The organism is Microcoleus sp. w1-18aA5 (assembly GCF_036701705.1).
Lineage (GTDB): Bacteria > Cyanobacteriota > Cyanobacteriia > Cyanobacteriales > Microcoleaceae > Microcoleus.
In genome coordinates, this window is the sequence record NZ_JAUPTE010000100.1 from 1 (window position 1) to 20,866 (window position 20,866).

Here is a 20,866-nt window from a genome sequence, read left to right on the forward strand (position 1 = left end):
TGCTTAAGCTTCGGTGCGCCTACCTTAACGGATCAATATCCGTTTGATGCTCAAAAGCGCAAAACCGGGATGCTCCCAAACGAAACTGGCATTCCCTACAGCTAAATCGAGTTTGCCGTCTCCATTAAAGTCGCGCACTACAATGCCAAAGGGAATCTCGTCAGGTGGGTCAAATAAGGTGGTAGCAGTACCAAAGCTTCCCGTAGTACCCGTCCCCAACAATATGGAAATATTGGAACCCTCGTTGACCACGGCTAAGTCTAGGAAACCGTCGCCGTTCAAGTCGCCCGTACCCATGTCAACAGGCTTGTTGCCGACATTATAGTTCCTAGCTTCACTGAAGGTGGAGAGAACATGGCTGTATGCTGCTAGAACTTCGGGCCGAAATGCTAAAGAGGCTGCTATTTTCCCGGTTGTGACTTCCAGCTTCCAGTCGCCACCTTTTGCTGCACTTCCGGTGAGGTTTTTGGAGGCGGCAACGTTGGTATTTGTGAGTTGGGCGATGCGCTGGATGAAGGTGAAGGATGTCAATGCGACATTGCAACCGTAAATCAGAATGTCCGCACCCAGATTTAAAGCGCTTCCCCACTGCTGAAATTGCTTGGAATAAGTTTCCAGATTGTCAGAACACAATCTGGTTTTGCCCAGTTGTAAGCTGCCGGGAGATCCGTGAGAAATGATGTGAATGCTATCTATACTGCTGCGATCGCCCAAAACTTCGGTAATTTGGTCGATCGCATCCCTGTTCCCATCCAAAACCACTACTTCCGTACCCGGTGTTACCCCGGCAATCAAACTTTGATAATCTTCAACTTGAGAATCGATAAAGGCGATCGCACTTCCTGAAACTTGACAATTAAAATTTGGCATCACACCACCTATTCCTGGTTTAAAAAAGACTGAAAATTTGTATGCAATCATAACTGTTGATTGCATACAAATCTGTAAATTTTTGATAAAGATGTATTGATAAATAGTCCCTCGATCGACCTTGGGAGTGCCAAGAGTGCCTCCCCCCCGCCCACGAGGGCAACCACGGGGGGATTGCCCCTACAAAGAATGAGGGATATGCAAATCGGGTCGATCGCACTTTCTACCGTATTTTTATTAAATCAGGTGGCTATTTGAGAACTTGAGTGAGTTCTCATCGACTTCTCATCGACTTTTCATTAGATCGTGTAAAAGTTGTACCAACCCTAATATTTTTTCAGAAATCTATGTAAATTTTTACCCATGAAAATAGCTCAAATTATTAAGTAATATTGCGGGCGATCGAGACTGCGATACAAACGATATATCTAATAGAGGTAGGGACACGGCAATGCCGTGTCCCTACGGGGATATTGATAGTACCTATAAATCTGCAATCTGCTGTAAATTGACACAAATGCACTGCCAGCCCTAGCCGGATCGACTGTCGCAATCTCGATCGCACCTAAAAAGCTTATGGATAGATAAAATGCGCCCACACATTCCCATCTGGCCCAGCAACTTGATTGACGTAACTGTAGGGATACATCAACTTCCTCCCCTCAGTATCGCTGTAACCAGTGAGTGCATTTCCCCAAGGATCTTGCACGATATAACCCTGAGAATTGTAGCCAATTACAGTAAGAATGTGACCAGCCGCAGTAAAATCTCCGGCTAAAACTACTGGCCGCCGATTTAGCAATTCCGATCGCACCTCGGCCCATTTGCGAGTCGTACTAAAACTCGTCTTAAACCCGTAGGCCTGAATCAGCGCCGAAAGCACACTGTGATCCGTTTGAGAACCCTGGCCGGCATAGTCGAAACACCACTGCAACAACTCATCCTCCAACTGTCCGCCCCACTGAGAACGAAGGCCATAATAATAAAGCACCATGGCGATCGAAGTTACGTTGCAAGTAGACCAGTCAAAACGCGGATTGTCCCGCTGCGAAAAATACGGCACGTTCAATTCCACATTGTTCGGAACCGGATCGAAAATTTTATCTCCCCGCTTGAACTGAACAAAACTAGGAAAAACATAACCTGTATTGCCAAAATTCGGCAGTTCTTCAGTCAGGGAAACTTTCAGGTGAGATCCTTCCGCACCGTAGCTGTTAACGCCGTAAACTCGACCTAAAGGCAGCGTAGTTTTCTCGGTACTGCTCAGGCTAGAAGAATCTACCGGCCGTTTTTTAAAGACAGTTGCTTGCAGGATTGTCATCGTCAAAGCATCGGGGTCAAAGGGAACTTCTTTGCCGTCTTTTTTAATTTTAACGTCCTGCCAATAAATAAATCCGATATTGCCAAAACCGGGAATAGATTCGGCTAGAGTTACTCGGAAATGCCCCAAAATGCAGGCATAACCAGTAATGGCATAGGTAGTGCCTAAAAGTAGGTCAGCAACTTGATCAGCAGGCAGTTTCGATGAATCTTCGGGCTTAGCTTTAATCTGAGTTGTTTGAGTTACCAAAAGTTGAGCGCTGACGTTGCTATTCGGTACGTCAGCCAGGTTAAATTTTAGGATTTGAGTACCTTTGGCCAACTGAACGTCGGGTTCATAAAAATAGCCAAAAGTGCCGACAGGCCAAATTGCTGAATCCAGAACCACCTTGAGATGCCCGTCAATAAATCCGTATTTGCTAACGGCCAAAGTCTGGCCTGCTTTGACAAAAACTTTTTGCTGATTGTTGAGCCGGGAAGAATCAAGGGGAGCTACCTTAAACAAAGTGTCAGAAACTATTTTTAAGGTCAAACCTTTTCCGACAGTTAGCGGATCGGAAGTTACGGTAATGTAAATTATTTGGCTGCCAGTAACGTTACCTTTGCTATCAGTTGCCCGCAACCTGAGCCACCGAGCTCCCGCTACGCTAAATCCTTTAGACAAATTAACTTCCCAAGTGCTGGCAGTTTGGTTTAGCGTGACGCTTAGGGGCAATGTATCCTCAGCTATCACCTCAATTTTTGCTGCTTGTTGCCGGTCAAAAGTACCCCGAAGGACGATCGGCTGATTGACTAAAACTTCTGACGGCCCTTGATAAGTTAAATTCACAGCGGGATTAAAAGATTTGCCACCGCGGCTGAATTGCACAAAATCGGGATAAATGAAACCTGTATTGCCAAATTGTGGCAAATTCTCGGTCAGCGAGACTTTAATGTGGCTTTGTTCGATCAAGAATCCGGCAATTCCGTAAATCATTCCCGCCGGCAAGGTAATTTTTTCTTGGGGTGGCAGGCTAGCGGCATTTATTGGCTGCTTTTTAAACACAGTCGTTTTGATTACAGTCATCGTAACCGCATTTCTATCATACTCAATTCCCCTGCCGTCTCGCAAAATTTGGACGTGCAGCCAGTACAGAAATCCCGAAGTTCCTAAGTTAGGAACTGCTGCTGCAAAAGCGACTCGGAAATGGTTTTCCACGCAAGCGTAGCCAAGAAGATTGAAAGTTTCTCCCGCGTTAAATTGTAATTTCTGAGTTGGTCCTAAAGTTCCAGAATCTGCAGGGGTGAACTTTAACCAGGTCTTTTTGATCACCCACAGTAACTGCATTCCAGGCGGCGGAACCGGCAACTCGGCGCGATCGAATATGAGAACTTTTGCGCCTTTGGTGATGAGTACGTGTTTTTCGTAGAAAAAGCCGGACTTTCCCACCGGATAAATTGGATTATTTAGTTGAACATTCAGATGTCCGTCTTCTAACTCGTAGTCGCTAACTTGATAAATTTTCCCTGCTGGTATGTCCGCTTTTTGCAGCTCGTTGAGATTGCTCGCGGGTAGTGTTCCGGCTTTGAATTTGGTATCTGTGAGAGTAATTAAAGTGAAAAATTGAGCAGGTGACCCAGAAGCAGGATTAACTTTGATGTTAATTGTTTGTTGGCCGATAACTTTGCCGGTCTTATCAGTTGCCCTCACCTGCACTGTGCGAGTTCCTGTGCTATCGAATCCTTTTTCTAAACTGATGTTCCAAATGCCTCTAGAGAGATTTATCCCTACATTCAGGGCATTTGAGCCTTCTGTTGCTGAAATCGCTGCCACTAGATTTTTGTCAAAAGTGCCAACTAAGACAGCGGCTCTATTGACCTCAATTTCTCGCGGGCCTAAGTAACTTAAAATAATGTTGCTGTTTGTCATTATCTATCCCCCTACCTACCTACTTAATTATTCAGCTAAAGCAAGGATAACTTCTGATTTTATTAAACACAATGACCTGAACCAGGACAAAATCCCCCCTAGATTTAGCCTACGGGCGGTTAATGCCTTTTCCAGCATAAGTTTTTAATTATTGGCGGGAGTTGCCCCACAAATCTCACTTTAGGCGTAGAATAAGCACCTTAACCGAATATATGCCTGGTTAAGCGGATTTGTGGTGTAAGTTTTGAGGGAAAGAATTTAGTTCGAGTAAGTTGCTTCCCCCTGTACCTTTGACCCCTCACTGGCTGAGTCAATCGATTTTAGATTTTAGATTTTAGATTTTAGAATTGAAGCATTGACCCCACGGATGAATGCGTGGGGCTTGTATCCTGGATGCTTTCGGTCAGGACTTACGAAAAAAACCCGGTTCCTAGGAGAATATTGCCTATAGCAACTAGGATCTAGGAAGGAACCGGGTTTTTAGCCGTTTGGTGCGTGCAGGAGTGTTAGTGCGAGCGGCTAAATTTCGACTAAACTGCGACTAAACTATAGTGACCAGAATATCTTGAGCGTGAGAGTCAACTTTCAGATTTTCTCCTTCATAAACTTGAATGATTTTGCCGTTACCGTCGATGACGAAGGTGACGCGCTTGGCATAATCACCTTTCTCGACATCGTAAGCTTTGGTAATAGTGCCATCAACATCTGCTAATAGCTGAAAAGGCAAACCGTATTTCTCTGTAAACTTTTGATGCGATTCTTCGTTGTCTCGGCTGACACCGAGAACTACAATATCTTTTCCCTTGTATTCTTCATGGGCTGCTTTGAAGCTTTGGGCTTGTCTGGTGCAGCCGGGGGTGTCATCTTTGGGGTAGAAATACAGGATTACGGTTTTACCGGCGAATTCGGAGAGGGAGACGGTTTTGCCGTTGGTGTCTTTGGCGGTAAATTGAGGAGCGGCACAGCCAATTGGTAAAGTCATAGTTTGGTTTTCCTTGTTTGGTTTTTCTTGCAGTTCCTCAAGTTATTTTACTTGGTTCTGTGCCTTTCCAAGAGACATTTGTTAAAAATCGCGTGAAGCGAAGCTATCCCGCTCTTAATCGCCCCCAACTCCATGACGTTAAGCTTTACTGCATTTAATTTACACCTAAGACGGGGCTAAGAGTCCCTGTTACACGCATAGTTTCAATAGACATCTGCTAAAAAGTAGATGTCTAATTGAATGTTCGGGGGTTCTACATACCAACCGGTTGACCAGCAGCGGCCATCATAGACGGATCGATCGCAATTCCTAAACCTTCTGCGACTTGGCGGCCATAATTCGGATCTGCGCGGAAAAAATGGCACAGTTGGCGCATCTGAATCTCCGGTTTTGCTGCACTCAAACTTTCCACAATGTTAGCTATAAGCCGCTGCTGTGCGTCGGGTTTCATCAAGCGATAAAGGTCTCCTGCTTGGGTGTAATCGTCATTGCCCTTACGGTGATCGTAGCGATCGACTTTGACATTTCCTAAGTCCCAAGCTGGGTCAGCATAAACACAGTTTTGCTTCGGAGCATCCTCGTGGCTGTTGGGTTCGTAGTTCGGCCCGCTACCACCGTTGTTACCCGGTGCCATTGCGCCATCCCGTTGATAGTGCATCACGGGACACTTTGGTTGATTGACAGGCAATTGTTGATAGTTTGCACCGAGACGGTAGCGTTGAGCATCTGGATAAGACATGATGCGAGATTGCAACACTTTGTCTGGAGAGAAGCTAATACCTGGAACGACATTAGAAGGAGAAAATGCCGCCTGTTCCACCTCAGCAAAAAAGTTTTGTGGATTGCGATTGAGTTCAAGAATTCCCACGTCAATTAACGGAAACTCTGAGTGCTTCCACACTTTTGTCAAGTCAAAGGGGTTTTCGCGATACTCTGCAGCTTGGGCTTCGGTCATTACTTGAATGCAAAACCGCCACTTGGGATAATTACCTTGGTCGATCGCCTCAAACAAGTCGCGAGTCGCATGATCGGGGTCTTCGCCTTTGATCTGCGTCGCTTCTTCGGCGGTGAAATTATCAATACCTTGCATGGTTTTGAAGTGGAATTTGCACCAAACCCGTTCTCCTTGAGCATTGATTAGGCTGAACGTATGGCTGCCAAAACCGTCCATGTGGCGGTGGTTTTTCGGCGTACCGCGATCGGAAAACAGAATAGTTATCTGATGCAAAGCTTCTGGACTCAACGACCAGAAATCCCACTTGGCGTCAGCATCTTTGAGATGCGTTTGGGGATGGCGCTTTTGGGTATGGATCAAATCAGGGAATTTGAGCGGATCGCGGATGAAGAAAACAGGCGTGTTATTGCCTACTAAATCCCAGTTTCCTTCTTCGGTGTAGAACTTGATCGAAAAACCTCTGGGGTCACGTTCGGCATCCGCTGAACCTTGTTCCCCGCCTACGGTAGAGAAACGGAGGAGAACCTGAGTTTCTTTGCCCACTTCTGAGAATAGCTGAGCTTTGGTGTAGCGAGTAATGTCATTGGTGACGGTGAACGTGCCAAATGCAGCGGCTCCTTTTGCATGGACAACGCGCTCAGGAATGCGTTCCCGGTTGAAGTGAGCCAGTTTTTCCATCAGGTGAAAATCCTGCATGAGGATAGGCCCGCGTTCACCTGCTGTCAAGGAATTCTGGTTATCTGCAACCGGAATTCCGCTAGCGGTTGTCAATGTTTTGTCTTCTGTCATAGTAGGTAATATTGATGGCTGCATCCTAGGTATTCTATACCTTTCTGGGATCCAGGTGTTTCTGCGGTGGTAATTCTCCGATCGGCGACTGTGTGTTAAATTATTAGTGTGTTTTCAAAATTGGCTGAGTCCATTAAAACTAATTTCTCAATAAAATATGATTGATTTCTACACTGTAATTCTCAAAAAAAGTGCTAATTATTGGGTTTCTTTGTGTTTAGAAAATGGCTTAGTGGGACAAGGAAATACTCCCGAAGAATCAATTGATAAACTAAAACAAGCTATTGAGTCATTTTCCGAAGTTTATGAATCAGAGTCTGATGTTCATCTCAGTCCTCTTTCTATTAATGAATTACACGAGTTTCTGACTTTAGAAGATACCGAAAACTCAGATAGTTATGAGTTAAGGAAAGTTTATGCCTAAAAACATTCCATCTTTAAAACCTAAAGCATTAATTAAGATTTTAGAACAAAACGGATGTCAGTTTTACCGAGAGGGGAAAGGGGATCATAGTTTGTATATGCGTGAAATTGAAGGCAGAAAAAGGATTGTTCCGATTGATATCGGTGCTGGGGAAATGTCACCAGCTTATGTGTTGCGGATTTTCAGACAATTTGGGTTTACCGATCCAGAAATTGAGGGGATGATTAGTTAAGTCTGCCTTTATTAGTCAGGGATTGAATTAGCAATTTTACTGGACAGCAGTTTCCTAATCAATACCCCAATCTTTCAGTTGTTTTGTAACTAATTGTATCGGAAAAGCAAGAGCAGTATTGGTAGCAGGTCGTCGAATCGGCTCTTGATTCTGGGATCGAGTAATGCTAATGGTATAACGACTTCCCTGCCCAATGGCAACAACGCGATTTTGCCGATCTAATACGGGACTGCCAGCATTAACTATAACTGAAATTGCAGATATTTGTAACTCTCGATCGCTCTTGTTGATGACTTTTCCTGTTGCAACTGTCCAATCATCATTGGTGTCGTCAGAATATCCAATAATGTGGGTAGGTGAGTGGAGGGGAACAGAGGCTGAGGCTCTGGCTAAAGGCTTAATATTCTTCGGAATGTTCGTGACTTCAAGTAAAGCTAAATCTAGCTGGTCAGAGGCAGCAGTAATTTTAGCAATCTTAGCGGGTTTCCGCTTGCGGAATTCGCCAGATTTCGGTTTACTGTAAAATTCAACTTCGATTTCTGGATCACTCTGGAGCTTAGTTTTGTCAGTCGTTTTCACCAAGCGCTTGGTCACAATCCAAGCTTTGTTTCCCTGCCGTTTTACTACCCAGCCAGTAACCGACTGTAACTCGGGAGAATTTTTAATAATAACTCGGACAACAGAGCGCTTTAATGAAACTAAAGGTTCATCTTTTAAACTGGGCAATCCCTCAGGAATTTCGGAAAATTGCGGATTTTTCCGCATAGCTAAGAGCCGCTTGGTTTCTTTTATTAATAAATTAACCCTAATATTTTGGAGGGATGCGCTTATCCTCTCGGTGAAATTGTTGTCCGCTTGGTTATTCTTGAGATTGAGTTGAATAGCTTGGCGGTAAGCTGCGATCGCCTCGTCTAATCTTCCCTGTTTATGTAAAATCCAACCTAAATTTTTGTAAGCTTCGGCATCGTTTGGATCTATTTGGATGGCTTGGCGGTAAGCTGCGATCGCTTCCTGTGGTTGGCCTTGGTTGAAAAGCGCATTACCAAGATTGTTATAAGCTTCGGCATAGTTTGAATCTATTTGGATGGCTTGGCGGTAAGCTACGATCGCTTCATCGAGTTTGCCTTGGTAGGACAGCGTATTACCAAGTTTGTTGTAAGCCCAAACCCACTGAGGGTTAACTTTGATGGCTTGGTGGTAAGTTGCGATCTCTTCATCTAATTTGCCTTGCAAAAACAGCCCACCACCCAGATTTTTATAAGCTTCGGCAAAGTTTGGATCGATTTGAATTGCTTGGCGGTAAGCTGCGATTGCTTCATCTGGTTTGCCTTGCAAAAACAGTGCACCACCCAGATTTTCATAAGCTGCGGCAAAGTTTGGATCTATTTGGATGGCTTGGCGGTAAGCTGCGATCGCTTCCTCTGATTTTCCCCGATCGCTGAAGTGAAAGCCGAGAGTTTGGTAAATAGTCGCATCCCAAAAATTAGGTTGAATCGCCTGCCTCAAACTCTCTGTTGCTTCATTTTCTGCATTTTGCTTTTTCTGCACAGCCGCTTGAACAATATAAGCAAAAGAAGTGAGGCGATTGGCAAGCAACGGCAGTGTTGCCGCCACGTATAACAATAAAAAAACTGAGGTTAACTTGGGCAAGAATTTTTGAGGCACTTTCGGTAAAGGCATAATCTTTCTTCCTTTCCAACGCAGTTAAGTTCATTCTACTTCTTCTCTCAAGCTACCAGCCAGGGTTTCTCTAAACCAGTTGATGGGAAATGCACAAGCCTCAGACAGTTATGAACTCAGAAAAGTTTATGCCTAAAAACATTTTTGTTCAACCCCATAACTTTAGTAGATTTTTCACAACTGCACTTTGACTATAAATCTGTAACAATAAAAAATATAGTACCTATTTCCAGTTTCTCGCAATGACTTTTATCCCATCCGAAGCGTTTAAATCTATTAGTTATCCCGATCGCACTGTCAAAAGAGCCGATCGCGCCGTCCGGTGCAGCCCTTTTCAATTACACTTCTTCCAGACCATCCGCGATAACAGTGTTTTCCTAACTGCGATCGCCTCAAATTCCGGTGTCGAAAGCGGCTACACTCGATCGCCCGTATCCGAACTCGTAGCCGAAAACTCGCTACTGTGGCTGATCCAAGTCGGCGTGTTGCGACGGGAAGTAGACGGACAAGGGATTACCGACAGTTTTCGCCTCACGCCCCTAGGCCGCCAACTCGTGGAAAAATGGGAACAGGAAGGACAGGGAGTGCCGGCCGCGTCATTGTGCGATCGCATGGGAAATGCCGTTAGCCGCGGGTTGGGACTATTTGTATAACCGGAATGGCGGCTAATAAGTGGTTGAACCTTAAAATTTGAGCTTTTGGGCGGGCTAGGATGGCCAACCCCACAAGAGTTTGAAGAAATCCACCCCACAAACAAATTTACTCTTTGTGGAACAGGCATCTTGCCTGTTCTTGAGAGATGTGAGTATAAATTAAATGCGCGATCGCTTAACTAATACAAATTAAACTTAAATCAAATAAAAATAATGGTTCAAACCGCTTCTAAACCTTTGAGTCTTGAGGAATTTCTCCAACTGTCGGAAACCAAACCCGCCAGCGAATTCATTGATGGTCAAATTATCCAGAAACCTATGCCCCAAGGAAAACACAGCACTATTCAAAGCGATTTGGGTGCTGACATTAACCGGGTACTCAAACCGCAACGCATCGCCCGCGCCTATCCAGAATTGCGCTGTACCTTTGGAGGTCGATCGACAGTACCGGATCTTGCAGTCTTTACCTGGGAACGCATTCCCCGCGACGAAAACGGCGAAGTAGCAAACACTTTCGCCATCGCCCCCGACTGGACAATCGAAATTCTTTCCCTCGACCAAAGTCAAACTAAAGTCGTCCGCAACATTCTCCACAGTCTCGGCCACGGAACCCAGATGGGCTGGTTGATTGACCCGGAAGAAGAACTGGTATTTGTCTATTTTGCCGATCGCACCTTAGCAGTTTTTGAAGAACCGGGCGATCGCATCCCCGTTCCCACCTTTGCCGAATCCTTTAATCTCACCGTCGCTGAAATGTTCAGTTGGCTGACTGAGTAGCGCCACCTAGATTTATGAATGATTAACCGCAGAGGGCGCAGAGGGCGCAGAGGAAGAGAAGAGAGAGATCTCTATGGATTTGGTTCGATCTAATGTGCGGTCGATCGCTTATACTAAAATATCTAGTTGTCAGCTCTTCAATGACGAGAGATGACTAAAGTTGTCACTACAAACTTAATTATGATTATTTAACCGGACTTGATATCATCACTCAAATAACCGCTAACTACTAACAACTAACTACATAAAACGTTTGTCAAAAATGGAAGCTAAATCTTACAAAGACACGGTAAACCTGCCCAAAACCAAGTTTGATATGCGCGCCAACGCCGTCAAGCGCGAACCAGAATTGCAACAATTTTGGGCAGATCAAGAAATCTACGATCGCCTCTCGGAAAATAACCCAGGCGATTTGTTCATCCTCCACGACGGGCCCCCCTACGCCAACGGACAACTTCACATCGGCCACGCCCTCAACAAAATCCTCAAAGACTTTATAAACCGCTACCAAATGCTGCGCGGCAAAAAAGTCCGCTACGTGCCAGGTTGGGATTGTCACGGATTGCCGATCGAACTTAAAGTATTGCAGAACATGAAATCGGAGGAGCGGCTAAGTCTTACGCCGATCGAACTCCGCCGCAAAGCCTCCGCCTTCGCGCAGCAAACAATGGAACAGCAGCGCGAATCCTTCCAGCGCTACGGCGTTTGGGGCGACTGGGAACACCCGTATTTAACCCTGAAACCCGAATACGAAGCCGCCCAAATCGGCGTTTTCGGTCAAATGGTGCTCAAAGGCTACATCTACCGCGGCTTCAAACCTGTTCACTGGAGTCCGAGCTCGAAAACAGCCCTCGCCGAAGCGGAATTGGAATATCCCGAAGGCCACACGTCGCGCAGCATCTACGTGGGCTTTCATGTGAAAAAACTGTCAAAATCTTTGCAGTCGAAGCTCAAGCGCTATATGCCGAGCCTCTGGGCGGCGATTTGGACGACTACCCCCTGGACGATTCCGGCAAACTTGGCGATCGCAGTCAATCCCGAACTGACTTATGCCGTGGTGGAACCGCCGGCAAATTCCCACATCGCCCAACAATTTATGTTAGTAGCTGTCGATGCGGTCGATCGGCTGTCGGCAACTTTTAACACTGAATTAAAAATACTTGCCACCTTCAAAGGCAAAGAATTAGAAGGTTGCAGCTACAAACACCCGCTGTTCGATCGCGAAAGTCCAATTGTTGCCGGTGGCGACTACATTACCGCTGATTCCGGGACGGGATTAGTACACACCGCACCGGGACATGGACAAGAAGACTTTATAGTAGGAAAACGCTGCGGGTTGCCAGTTTTAACACCCGTAGACGAGAACGGAAATTTCACCGCAGAAGCCGGACAGTTCGCAGGTTTAAATGTCCTCGGAAACGGCAATGCCGCAGTGATTGATGCCCTTGCGGAAGCAAATTGTTTGATTAAAGAGGAAAGTTACGCTCACTCTTATCCTTACGATTGGCGGACGAAAAAGCCGACTATTTTTCGGGCGACGGAACAGTGGTTTGCCTCCGTTGAAGGGTTCCGCGATGAAGCCCTAAAAGCGATTGCCGAGGTGAATTGGATTCCCGCCCAAGGGGAAAATCGGATTACTGCAATGGTTAGCGATCGATCGGATTGGTGCATCTCCCGCCAGCGGACTTGGGGCGTTCCGATTCCCGTATTCTACGACGAAGAAACCAACGAACCGCTGTTAAATGAAGAAACGATCGCCCACGTGCAAGCCATCTTTGCGGAGAAAGGTTCCGATGCTTGGTGGGAATTGTCGATCGCCGAATTACTCCCCGAATCTTACCGCAATAACGGTCGCACTTACCGCAAGGGAACCGACACGATGGATGTATGGTTTGACTCCGGTTCTTCTTGGGCCGCAGTTGCAAAAGGTCGATCGGAATTAAACTATCCTGCTGATATTTATTTGGAAGGTTCAGACCAACATCGCGGCTGGTTTCAATCCAGCTTGCTGACCAGTGTAGCAACTAACGGCGTTGCTCCTTACAAAACAGTTTTGACTCACGGTTTTGTACTCGATGAAAAAGGCAGGAAGCAGAGCAAATCTGAAGGCAATGTCGTCGATCCGGCGACAGTAATTAAGGAATATGGAGCCGATGTTTTGCGGTTGTGGGTATCTTCGGTAGACTACTCGGCAGACGTGCCTTTGGGCAAAAACATTCTCAAACAGCAGTCGGATGTTTACCGCAAAATTCGCAATACAGCTAAGTTTTTGCTGGGTAATTTGCACGACTTCGATCCGGCAAAGGATGCCGTTGCTTACGAGGAATTGCCGGAACTCGATCGCTATATGTTGCACAGAATGGGCGAGGTTTTTGCGGAAGTCCAAGATGCTTTTGAAAGCTTCCAATTCTCCCGATTTTTCCAAACTGTGCAGAATTTTTGCACGGTGGATTTGTCAAATTTTTACTTGGATATTGCCAAAGACAGACTTTACATCAGCGCGACAGATACCCGTCGCCGCCGCAGTTGTCAGACGGTGATTGCAATTGCTGTGGAGAATTTAGCAAGGGCGATCGCACCTGTTTTGTGTCACATGGCTGAGGATATTTGGCAATACCTTCCCTATCCGACTCCTTACAAGTCAGTATTTGAAGCCGGCTGGGTGCAAATTGATGCTTCATGGCACAATCCAGAATTGGCTACTCGCTGGCAGTATTTGCGGCAAGTGCGCGGCGAAGTTAACAAGGTTTTGGAAAAAGCCAGGATTGAAAAGGCGATCGGTTCTTCTTTGGAAGCTAAGGTTTTATTGTACGTTCCCGATGTTGAGAAAAGACAGCAATTGCAAGCTTTGAATCCCAGCAGCGAAGAATTGGTGGATTATGTGCGATCGCAAAATTCCGTCATCGAGTTAGCCGCAGAGGAGAAAGCAAAAGCAGCACAAGATAAACAGGAAGAACAAGCGGCAAAAGTTGCCAAAGTCTTGACAGAAAACACAGTTTATGTTGAGGCAGAAACGATAGAAAAGGGCGATCGACCTTCTCAGATAGTAGAGTATTCTGTCCCTGAACTGTCGGCTTCAGATTCGCAGCCAATCTTAGATCAAGCCGCCGAGTTTGTAGCTAATTTGCCTGAATACGCGGGCAACTTTTTTACAGAATACCAAAAAGTGTTGGTAACACTTGGGCTGTTAGCCTCTGTGTTAGTAACGGGCCGAGTAACGCTGGCGATTTTGGATACGATGAATCAGATTCCGCTTTTGGGAGGCTTATTGGAAGTCATCGGCATCTTATTTACAATCTGGTTTGCTTTCCGTCACTTGCTGTTTGCCGCCAACCGTCAAAAAATTGCAGAACAAATTGATTTCCTGACAGCAGATATGGTGGGCCGGAGTACAGCGCTTGTACTTGCAGAAACAAAGGCGATCGTACTCGCACCGGCATTAGATACAGCGCTTGTGCTTGTAGAAGAAACACAGGCGATCGTACAAACAGCCCCAGCCGAAAAAGTGTTTGTAGAAACACCCCAAATCCCGGAAGCAGAATTAGTGGCGATCGAGCCCAAACCAGAAATTCCTACTGAAATAGCTGTAACCCACGATTCTACAATGACCGGCAACGGTGTAGACGAACTGCGCTATTTGTTCATTACTTCGGAAGTGGAATTGGTAGAATCGAATGCAATCCTGCAGGAATTGCCGTACAGTTATCAGTCTCCAGAGTTGGCGATTGGTGTAGTGAAAGCAGACGGGGAAAAGTGCGATCGCTGCTGGAATTACTCGACTCACGTCAGCGAGTCGATCGAACATCCGCTAATTTGCGAACGCTGCGTTTCAGCAGTAGACGACAAATTCTAACGTAGGCTGCGCTTCGGGAAAAATTCTTGAGTTTGTGGTAGCCACATTCACCCCGAAGCGCACCCTACAATAACTTCATTTACTTATTTCTGATTAAAAAAACGGCAGACGATTTCACCAGGGTTGTTTTGTCCAAACGCCAAAACAGTTCCATCTTTCTTAACTGTAGTGCGATCGCGGCAATTGTAGACTTCCAGAGGCTGTTTCACTCCATCAACACTCAGAATTACCCTGTATTCCCAATAATTTTTTGCACTGCGTTTGATATCGACAATGCAAATCTCGCTTCCTTGATAATTGCGGCATACAGAGGCCTCAGCAGGAAGCGCGACCCCGAAAAAAGATATTAATAGCAACAAGCAGCAAACACATTTCATCATTTGCGATCTATTCCAAAGCTGTTTTGACAACTTCATGAAAAACATCTCTGGCCGACATAAGATATCGATAAATAACTTACTTATTCCTATCTTACCTTTTTTGATAACCAACTGACAGTATGTGACAACTGAGATGTGGCACTATTCTCAAGAACGGGCAAGATGCCCGTTCCACAAGAGATAAATTTTCTTGTGGAACAGGCATCTTGCCTGTTCCTAAAAGGATTATTGACAATGGTGCAACATCTCAGTTAGAAGCCACTTAAAAATTGAACACGCCCTCAAGTCGCGACATCATAAGATAGCTGAACCATACCAGAACTGTATGTCTGACATCCAGTTAACTGCAAAGCTGTAGTATTTATGGGATTAACAAATAAAGGAATTCCCTCGCCCAGAATAATCGGGTGCACCGACAGAATCACTTCGTTGACAAAATTTTGATTCAGGAAATCGCGAATCAGCAGAGAACCTCCCACCAACCAAATATTCTTGCCCTCAAGCAAGCGCAAATCATTGACAAAACTCTCTAAATCTGTTACCACTTCGACATCAGAAGTGGCTTGAAAATCTAGATTTTTTGTAAAAACATAACTCTTTTTTTCCTGGTACGGATACTCGCCAAAAGTTAGAACTTGTTCGTAAGTTTTCCGACCCATGAGAACCGTATCGATGCTATCTAAGAAGTTACTGTAACCGTAATTTTGGTCTGTAAAAAGCCAGTCAATATCACCATTCGATCGCGCGATATAACCGTCCAGACTAGATGCAATGAATAGTACAATTTTACGCATGATAACACCGAGCTTTTTGGAATGATTGGGGCGATTATCGCCAGAATCACCTTAATTTTAAATGATTTAGCGTCCTCACGGTAGCTTGAGTTCGATACCCAGTTTGTTGCTGACATCGATCGCCGTATTAGCAAAATCAGTCACGCCTGCGATCGGAATTGCGATCGCCGTTACCGCCGCTAAAATAGCTGTTAACCTTCTATTTAATTTGGTTTTATTCCTTTGGTTTTCCGGTTTCTTGATTTCGGTTTCGACATCTTCAATATCAATAATTATCCCCTCGCGGATGTCTTCGGGAAACTGCTCGGCGGTTTCACGCATCGAGGAAATCAGTTTCAGGATTTCTGCCGTATTGGCGTTATTGTTTTGGTTAAATTGGCTATTGCTAGCTTGGGCATTGTCGCGGCCGATAACACCGGAAACATTAGCGCCTTCTAGGTTGTTGGCTTGCGAGTTATCAACTTTATCGCCTCCAACTTTATCACCTCCAACTTTATCACCGCCAATATTATCGCCTTGACCGTATTGATGAATAGTATGAGACATGGAGGTATTTTCTGCTGTAGACTTATATTTTAGTTGTAACAGTTGACTGCTGTGTAGTGGCAACATTGCATAAGTTTGTCCATCGTCGTCGCTGAATTCGACTTCGTAAACTTCTGGAGCTAAAACCTCGACGATCGTACCCACTTGACCTGCAAGTAAATTAGCATCGGGTAAATCTTCTTTGATGGCAACAACATCGAGTAATTGTAACTTGACGATCACCTTTACCATAATTTACCTCCGAATGTAACAGCTAGTAAGTCGGGGGAACGTTTCTGTAGAACGGACAATCCAAGTGCTGCGAATTGTTGCGGTGTTTCCATTGCGGGTTAGGGGGAAATCGACCAGATAGCGTTGACCGTATTCATCTTGGCTGGAGGAGATAGCATCATAGATTTGAATCGCTTCTAACAGGATAAATTCCAGTTCTTCGGCATCTTCAGCACTTAACCCTAGGATAGCAAGAAATAACCGAGCTTTGTGTTTTCCCCGATCGTGCTGGATGTTCAAGCTATAGTCCCGAAGTTTGTGAATATCAATAAACGCAGCTTCAGCATTAGGGAGTTTCATCGGAATTGCCCATTATCTTGTCGCCTTGAATTCGATCGCCCCCAAAGTTATCGCCGCGCCCGTTTTGATGAGTTGTTTTAGAACTGCGATCATTGTTTTGATGAACGTGAATGTTAATTCCAGGATAACCCTCTTCTAGAATAAAATTTCCCTCGCCGCCCATTTGCTTTTTGCGCCGAAGTTCGATCGACTCATACCCATCCAGCAACTGTCGCAAATCGAGTTTGAGTTTAAGTTTGCCGACACGCACTGTATTCTCGCCCATATCCTCCAGCCCTAGCAATTCATCATAATCCAGCGGATCGGCATCGGGATAACCGGGAACCGGCACCCATTGACTGATTTCCAGATTGGCAAAAGAATTGTGGATTTTGGTAAACGTATCGCGAATCATGCTGAGGAAAGAACGCCGCGTCGATTCCCGCCCGCTAACGGCAATAAAGATTTTCTTATCTTCCGGGTCAGATTTGATCCGGGCGATGTTGTATACTTCAGCGCCTTCCCTGTACTCCAGCATAACCCCCGTGCGCCAGTGGGTGCATTTGTGGATTTTCTCGTGCATGAGGACGATGAAGCGCGAGAGGATGCTGTCGTGGAGGATGCGGTAGTGATATTGAAATTCCAGGGTTTCGCCTTGGAGTTGGGTGTTTTGCGGTTGTTCTTTGGGCAAGATGCCGGGGATGAGGAAAGTCGGCGCGGGACAATGGCTGACGGGGAAGCAGAGTTCAAATTCCTCCATCAACCCGGTGAGGCAGTGGTAGCGGTGGCTGGGATATTTAGTTGAATCTAGGATGCGGCTGAGGTCGGCGTAGGTGAGAATGCCTTTGGTTTTGACTTTGAGTGCGTCGTCGCTGAGGAGGGCATAGATGCCTTCTGTCACCCAGTGGGGATTGAGGATGTTGGTGGATTGCAGGATCGGGTGTTCGCGGAAGTTGAGGACAATGCCTAGGTTGTGCAGCAGTCCGATTAGTTGGGTTTGGTCGGTTTCTGCCAGGATGTTTTCTGTGGCGCAGATGGTGGCGTATTCGCTGATGCTGATGATGTCTTTGTCGAGGTTTTCCAGGCGCTGCTTGACTTGGAACCAGCTTAGCGGCAAAAGATCGTAGACTTCTTTGAGTTGGGAGATTTCCGTGTGGATGGCGCTGCGGAGTTCGTCGATGCCGGTTCCGCTTTTGCAGGAAGTTTCGATAATGGCTTTGATGTTGGGATATTTGTCGCGCAAGGCTTTGCGGTTGAGATCCAGGGGTTGTTCGTCGCACTTGTTGCCGACGATGATGACGGGGGAGGCGTCGCCGAAGCTTTCGATCAGTTTCAGCCACTCTTCCACGCAGTTTGTCTTTTCGTTGTCGCGGCAGTTGCACACCAGCAGATAGAGGCTGCGTTTGGTAAGGAAAAATTGGTGGGTGTGGTGGTAGATTTCTTGTCCGCCGAAGTCCCAGACATTGAGTTTGACTGGTTTGGTGTTGACTGTAATTTTCCAGTCTGTGATGTTGAGTCCATCGGTTTGGGGCTCATTGGGGTTGTATTTGTTGTCGGTGAGGCGGTTGATCAGGGAGGTTTTGCCGACGCTGCTTTGCCCGACGAAAAGAACTTTGGCTTCGTTGAGGGGGAAAACTTCGCCGCTGCGGAGTTGGCGCAGGTAGTTGAAGATGGCGGTGGAAGTACCGGGATTTTCTTTGTCGCCGAGAACTTCTGGAGAAATGGGCAGGGGATTGTCGCGGAGGTCGAGGTATTTAAGTTGTGGCAGTGTTTCCAAGAATTCAGGAATAGTTTCAATCTGATTGTTACTGACGGAAAGCTGTGTCAGATTGGATAATTGGGCGATCGCTTCTGGGATTTTGGTAATCTGATTGTTGCTAACAGAAAGCCATGTCAAATTTAACAGTTGGCCGATCGCATCTGGGATGTTGGTAATCTGATTGCTATTGAGGAAAAGCAGTGTCAGATTAAACAGTTGGGCGATAGCTTCTGGGATTTGGGCGATCTGATTGTAACGGAGGTCAAGCAGTGTCAAATTGGAAAGTTGGGCAATCGCATCTGGAATTTCGGTAATCTGATTGTTACTGAGGTAAAGCTGTCTCAGATTCGATAGTTGACCGATCGCCTCTGGGATGACAGTAATCTGATTGTTATAGAGGGAAAGCCTTGTCAGATTTGACAGTTGCCCGATCGCTTCTGGGATGACGGTAATCTGATTGATACCGAGGGAAAGCTGTGTCAGATTTGACAGTTGCCCGATCGCTTCTGGGATGACGGTAATCTGATTGATAGCGAGGGAAAGCCGTGTCAGATTGGACAGTTGCCCGATCGCCTTTGGGATGAAGGTAATCTGATTGTCATTGAGGACAAGCTGTGTCAGATTCGACAGTTGGCAGAGCGCCTCTGGGATGAAGGTAATCTGATTGTTATGGAGGACAAGCTGTGTCAGATTCGACAGTTGGCAGAGCGCTTCTGGGATGAAGGTAATCTGATTATTACTAAGGTCAAGCTGTGCCAGATTCGACAGTAGCCCGATCGTATCTGGGATTTGAGTGATCTGATTGTTATGGAGGACAAGCCCTGTCAGATTCGACAGTTGGACGATCGCATCTGGAATTTTTGTTAAACTAATGCTAGTTAAATCTAAATTCTCTAATTTCTTCATTTCCAGCAGCAATTCTGGCATTTTTCTGAATGGATTGCCACTGAGGTCGATCGATCGCAAATTTTCCAGCGAGCGCAATTCCTCCGGCAGTGCGCTTAATTGATTGGTGATTAGTTCCGGAGTCGGTTTCTCATCAACCCATCCCCATTTCTCCACCTTCCCCAAAACCAACGTCTCAAGCTGCGTGCACTTACCAATCTCCGGCGGCAATTCCTCCAAGCCCAGCCCCGACAAATCCAGTTCCGTCAATTTTTCCTCGGCTGCCCGGTCAATTCGCCGCACTGCTTCCTCTCGCGTCATGCCCTTTGTCTCTCGGTAGGATTCATTTTATTGTGACAGGATTTTTTGCTTGGTGGGGAGTTTCCCGCGCGTCACAATCAAAGAAACCGGGTTTTTTTTGTTTCTACACTGTCATGCGTCTTCTGGGCAAAAACCCGGTTTCTGAGCGAGACATCACAACTATAATAAAATAACCGTTAAAAGAGGAAAGCCAATGGTGACGAGCCTGAATGTGGATACGGCACTGCTGCAAGAGGCGATCGAACTTGAGGGAGAAATTGAGATCGAGACTCTAGTTGAAATCGCCTTGCGCGAATACATTCAACGCCGCAAACAGCCACAGAATCTCGAACTTAGCTTTGGAGAATCTCTCAGTGCATTTCGTGAAAAATATCAACTGCACGAACTCGGTTTAAATCCTGATGAAATTTGGGGAGAAGTTCGCGATCGAACTTTTGCAGGACGCGAGGTCATCTTTGAATGACGCTGCGTTATTTACTCGATACCAACATTATCTCCGAACCTGTTCGTCCTCTTCCGAATGCGAATGTGATGACTAAACTAATTGAGGCAAAATCCACAGTGGCGATCGCCTCGATCGTTTGGCATGAAGTTCTGCTGGGCTGTTATCGAATGCCAGATTCTAAGCGTCGCAGTGCGATCGAAGCTTATCTTCAGGAAGAAGTGAAAGTAAAATTACCGATTTTGCCCTACACCCAAGAAGCGGCTGAGTGGTTCGCTTTCTTAACGAGCAAGACTCATCCCGATCGGGCTTACACCGTCTTATGCTGATGGGCAAATTGCAGCGATCGCTCAAGTCAATAATCTGATTCTGGTGACACGAAATGTTGCTGATTATGCAAACTTTCAAGACTTGGCAATCGAAAACTGGTTTTCTTAAACTTAATCGATTTAATCATCGGTTTGATGACAAACAATAATGCGATCGATTTCTTCGTGATGGCGATCGTAATAACGCCAAGCATTAATCTCCGCATCGAGAGTGTTTTTTGGTGGTGTACCAATTTAGCCCACTGCCCAAACTACTAAATCAGGGCGTTTTCGCCGAAGTTGTGTAGCGTAAATGGGCGTAACATTCTCGTCCATTAAATATTTGATCGCCATCGATCAAGCCAGGGCTATTTCATTCTAAACAACTCCTTAATTAGTTTAAGGCCAAATCCCGCCAGACGTTGGGCTTGAGCCATA

17 protein-coding genes are annotated in these 20,866 nt (G+C 45.9%); 7 read left to right on the forward strand and 10 right to left on the reverse strand.

Annotation, left to right across the window (positions count from 1 at the left end):
* Positions 1-24: 24 nt before the first annotated feature.
* From Q5691_RS24755 to Q5691_RS24770, 4 genes are all read right to left on the reverse strand, one after another.
* Positions 25-870: a DUF4347 domain-containing protein gene (locus Q5691_RS24755; RefSeq protein ID WP_333347701.1), complete on the reverse strand. Its 846-nt coding sequence runs from the start codon at positions 868-870 to the stop codon at positions 25-27.
* Between the two features lie 574 nt (positions 871-1,444).
* Positions 1,445-4,099: a C39 family peptidase gene (locus Q5691_RS24760; RefSeq protein WP_333347703.1), complete on the reverse strand. Its 2,655-nt coding sequence runs from the start codon at positions 4,097-4,099 to the stop codon at positions 1,445-1,447.
* 541 nt (positions 4,100-4,640) lie between these two features.
* Positions 4,641-5,081: a peroxiredoxin gene (locus Q5691_RS24765; protein ID WP_333213443.1), complete on the reverse strand. Its 441-nt coding sequence runs from the start codon at positions 5,079-5,081 to the stop codon at positions 4,641-4,643.
* Positions 5,082-5,334: 253 nt separating this feature from the next.
* Entirely contained in the window at positions 5,335-6,825 is a 1,491-nt protein-coding gene (locus Q5691_RS24770) for a catalase (RefSeq protein ID WP_333347706.1), read from the reverse strand.
* Between the two features lie 157 nt (positions 6,826-6,982).
* Between Q5691_RS24770 and Q5691_RS24775 the strand changes: the two genes are divergently transcribed.
* Both Q5691_RS24775 and Q5691_RS24780 read left to right on the forward strand, forming a co-directional pair.
* Positions 6,983-7,249 (forward strand): type II toxin-antitoxin system HicB family antitoxin, encoded by a 267-nt coding sequence (locus Q5691_RS24775; RefSeq protein WP_333308260.1) that lies wholly within the window; start codon positions 6,983-6,985, stop codon positions 7,247-7,249.
* Positions 7,242-7,481: a type II toxin-antitoxin system HicA family toxin gene (locus tag Q5691_RS24780; protein WP_333308258.1), complete on the forward strand. Its 240-nt coding sequence runs from the start codon at positions 7,242-7,244 to the stop codon at positions 7,479-7,481. Before Q5691_RS24775 ends, Q5691_RS24780 begins: the two co-directional genes overlap by 8 nt.
* Positions 7,482-7,535: 54 nt before the next feature.
* Here Q5691_RS24780 and Q5691_RS24785 read toward each other — a convergent pair whose 3' ends face one another.
* Positions 7,536-9,161 carry a tetratricopeptide repeat protein gene (locus tag Q5691_RS24785; RefSeq protein WP_333347709.1) on the reverse strand — a complete coding sequence of 542 codons (1,626 nt, stop codon included), beginning with the start codon at positions 9,159-9,161 and terminating at the stop codon, positions 7,536-7,538.
* A gap of 242 nt (positions 9,162-9,403) precedes the next feature.
* Between Q5691_RS24785 and Q5691_RS24790 the strand changes: the two genes are divergently transcribed.
* The 3 genes from Q5691_RS24790 to ileS all read left to right on the forward strand — a co-directional run bounded on the left by Q5691_RS24790 (position 9,404) and on the right by ileS (position 14,444).
* The gene (locus Q5691_RS24790; protein WP_333213439.1) at positions 9,404-9,814 is read left to right on the forward strand and encodes an Npun_F0494 family protein; all 411 of its coding nucleotides are present in this window, start codon (positions 9,404-9,406) and stop codon (positions 9,812-9,814) included.
* A 213-nt stretch (positions 9,815-10,027) separates the two neighbouring features.
* Complete coding sequence (locus tag Q5691_RS24795) at positions 10,028-10,591, forward strand: Uma2 family endonuclease (RefSeq protein ID WP_333347712.1); 564 nt, start codon at positions 10,028-10,030, stop codon at positions 10,589-10,591.
* Between the two features lie 262 nt (positions 10,592-10,853).
* Positions 10,854-14,444, forward strand: a complete 3,591-nt coding sequence (gene ileS, locus Q5691_RS24800; protein WP_333347715.1) for an isoleucine--tRNA ligase — start codon at positions 10,854-10,856, stop codon at positions 14,442-14,444.
* Positions 14,445-14,527: 83 nt separating this feature from the next.
* Here the strand turns inward: ileS and Q5691_RS24805 are convergent, their stop codons facing one another.
* The 5 genes from Q5691_RS24805 to Q5691_RS24825 all read right to left on the reverse strand — a co-directional run bounded on the left by Q5691_RS24805 (position 14,528) and on the right by Q5691_RS24825 (position 19,678).
* Positions 14,528-14,860 carry a hypothetical protein gene (locus Q5691_RS24805; RefSeq protein ID WP_333347717.1) on the reverse strand — a complete coding sequence of 111 codons (333 nt, stop codon included), beginning with the start codon at positions 14,858-14,860 and terminating at the stop codon, positions 14,528-14,530.
* 245 nt (positions 14,861-15,105) lie between these two features.
* The gene (locus tag Q5691_RS24810) at positions 15,106-15,618 is read right to left on the reverse strand and encodes a dihydrofolate reductase family protein (protein WP_333050650.1); all 513 of its coding nucleotides are present in this window, start codon (positions 15,616-15,618) and stop codon (positions 15,106-15,108) included.
* Positions 15,619-15,693: 75 nt separating this feature from the next.
* Entirely contained in the window at positions 15,694-16,395 is a 702-nt protein-coding gene (locus Q5691_RS24815; RefSeq protein WP_333347720.1) for a DUF4926 domain-containing protein, read from the reverse strand.
* 3 nt (positions 16,396-16,398) lie between these two features.
* A complete protein-coding gene (locus Q5691_RS24820; RefSeq protein ID WP_333347723.1) occupies positions 16,399-16,734 on the reverse strand; it encodes a DUF6883 domain-containing protein in 336 nt (111 codons plus the stop codon).
* On the reverse strand, positions 16,721-19,678 hold the full coding sequence (locus tag Q5691_RS24825) for a leucine-rich repeat domain-containing protein (protein WP_333347726.1): 2,958 nt from the start codon (positions 19,676-19,678) through the stop codon (positions 16,721-16,723). The genes Q5691_RS24820 and Q5691_RS24825 overlap by 14 nt, the downstream gene beginning before the upstream one ends.
* 193 nt (positions 19,679-19,871) lie before the next feature.
* On the opposite strand from Q5691_RS24825, the gene Q5691_RS24830 reads away from it, so the two are divergent.
* Both Q5691_RS24830 and Q5691_RS24835 read left to right on the forward strand, forming a co-directional pair.
* Positions 19,872-20,141, forward strand: coding sequence for a type II toxin-antitoxin system VapB family antitoxin (locus tag Q5691_RS24830; protein ID WP_333347729.1), 270 nt, complete (start codon positions 19,872-19,874; stop codon positions 20,139-20,141).
* Positions 20,138-20,449 (forward strand): PIN domain-containing protein, encoded by a 312-nt coding sequence (locus Q5691_RS24835; RefSeq protein WP_333192683.1) that lies wholly within the window; start codon positions 20,138-20,140, stop codon positions 20,447-20,449. Before Q5691_RS24830 ends, Q5691_RS24835 begins: the two co-directional genes overlap by 4 nt.
* Positions 20,450-20,866: the final 417 nt, after the last annotated feature.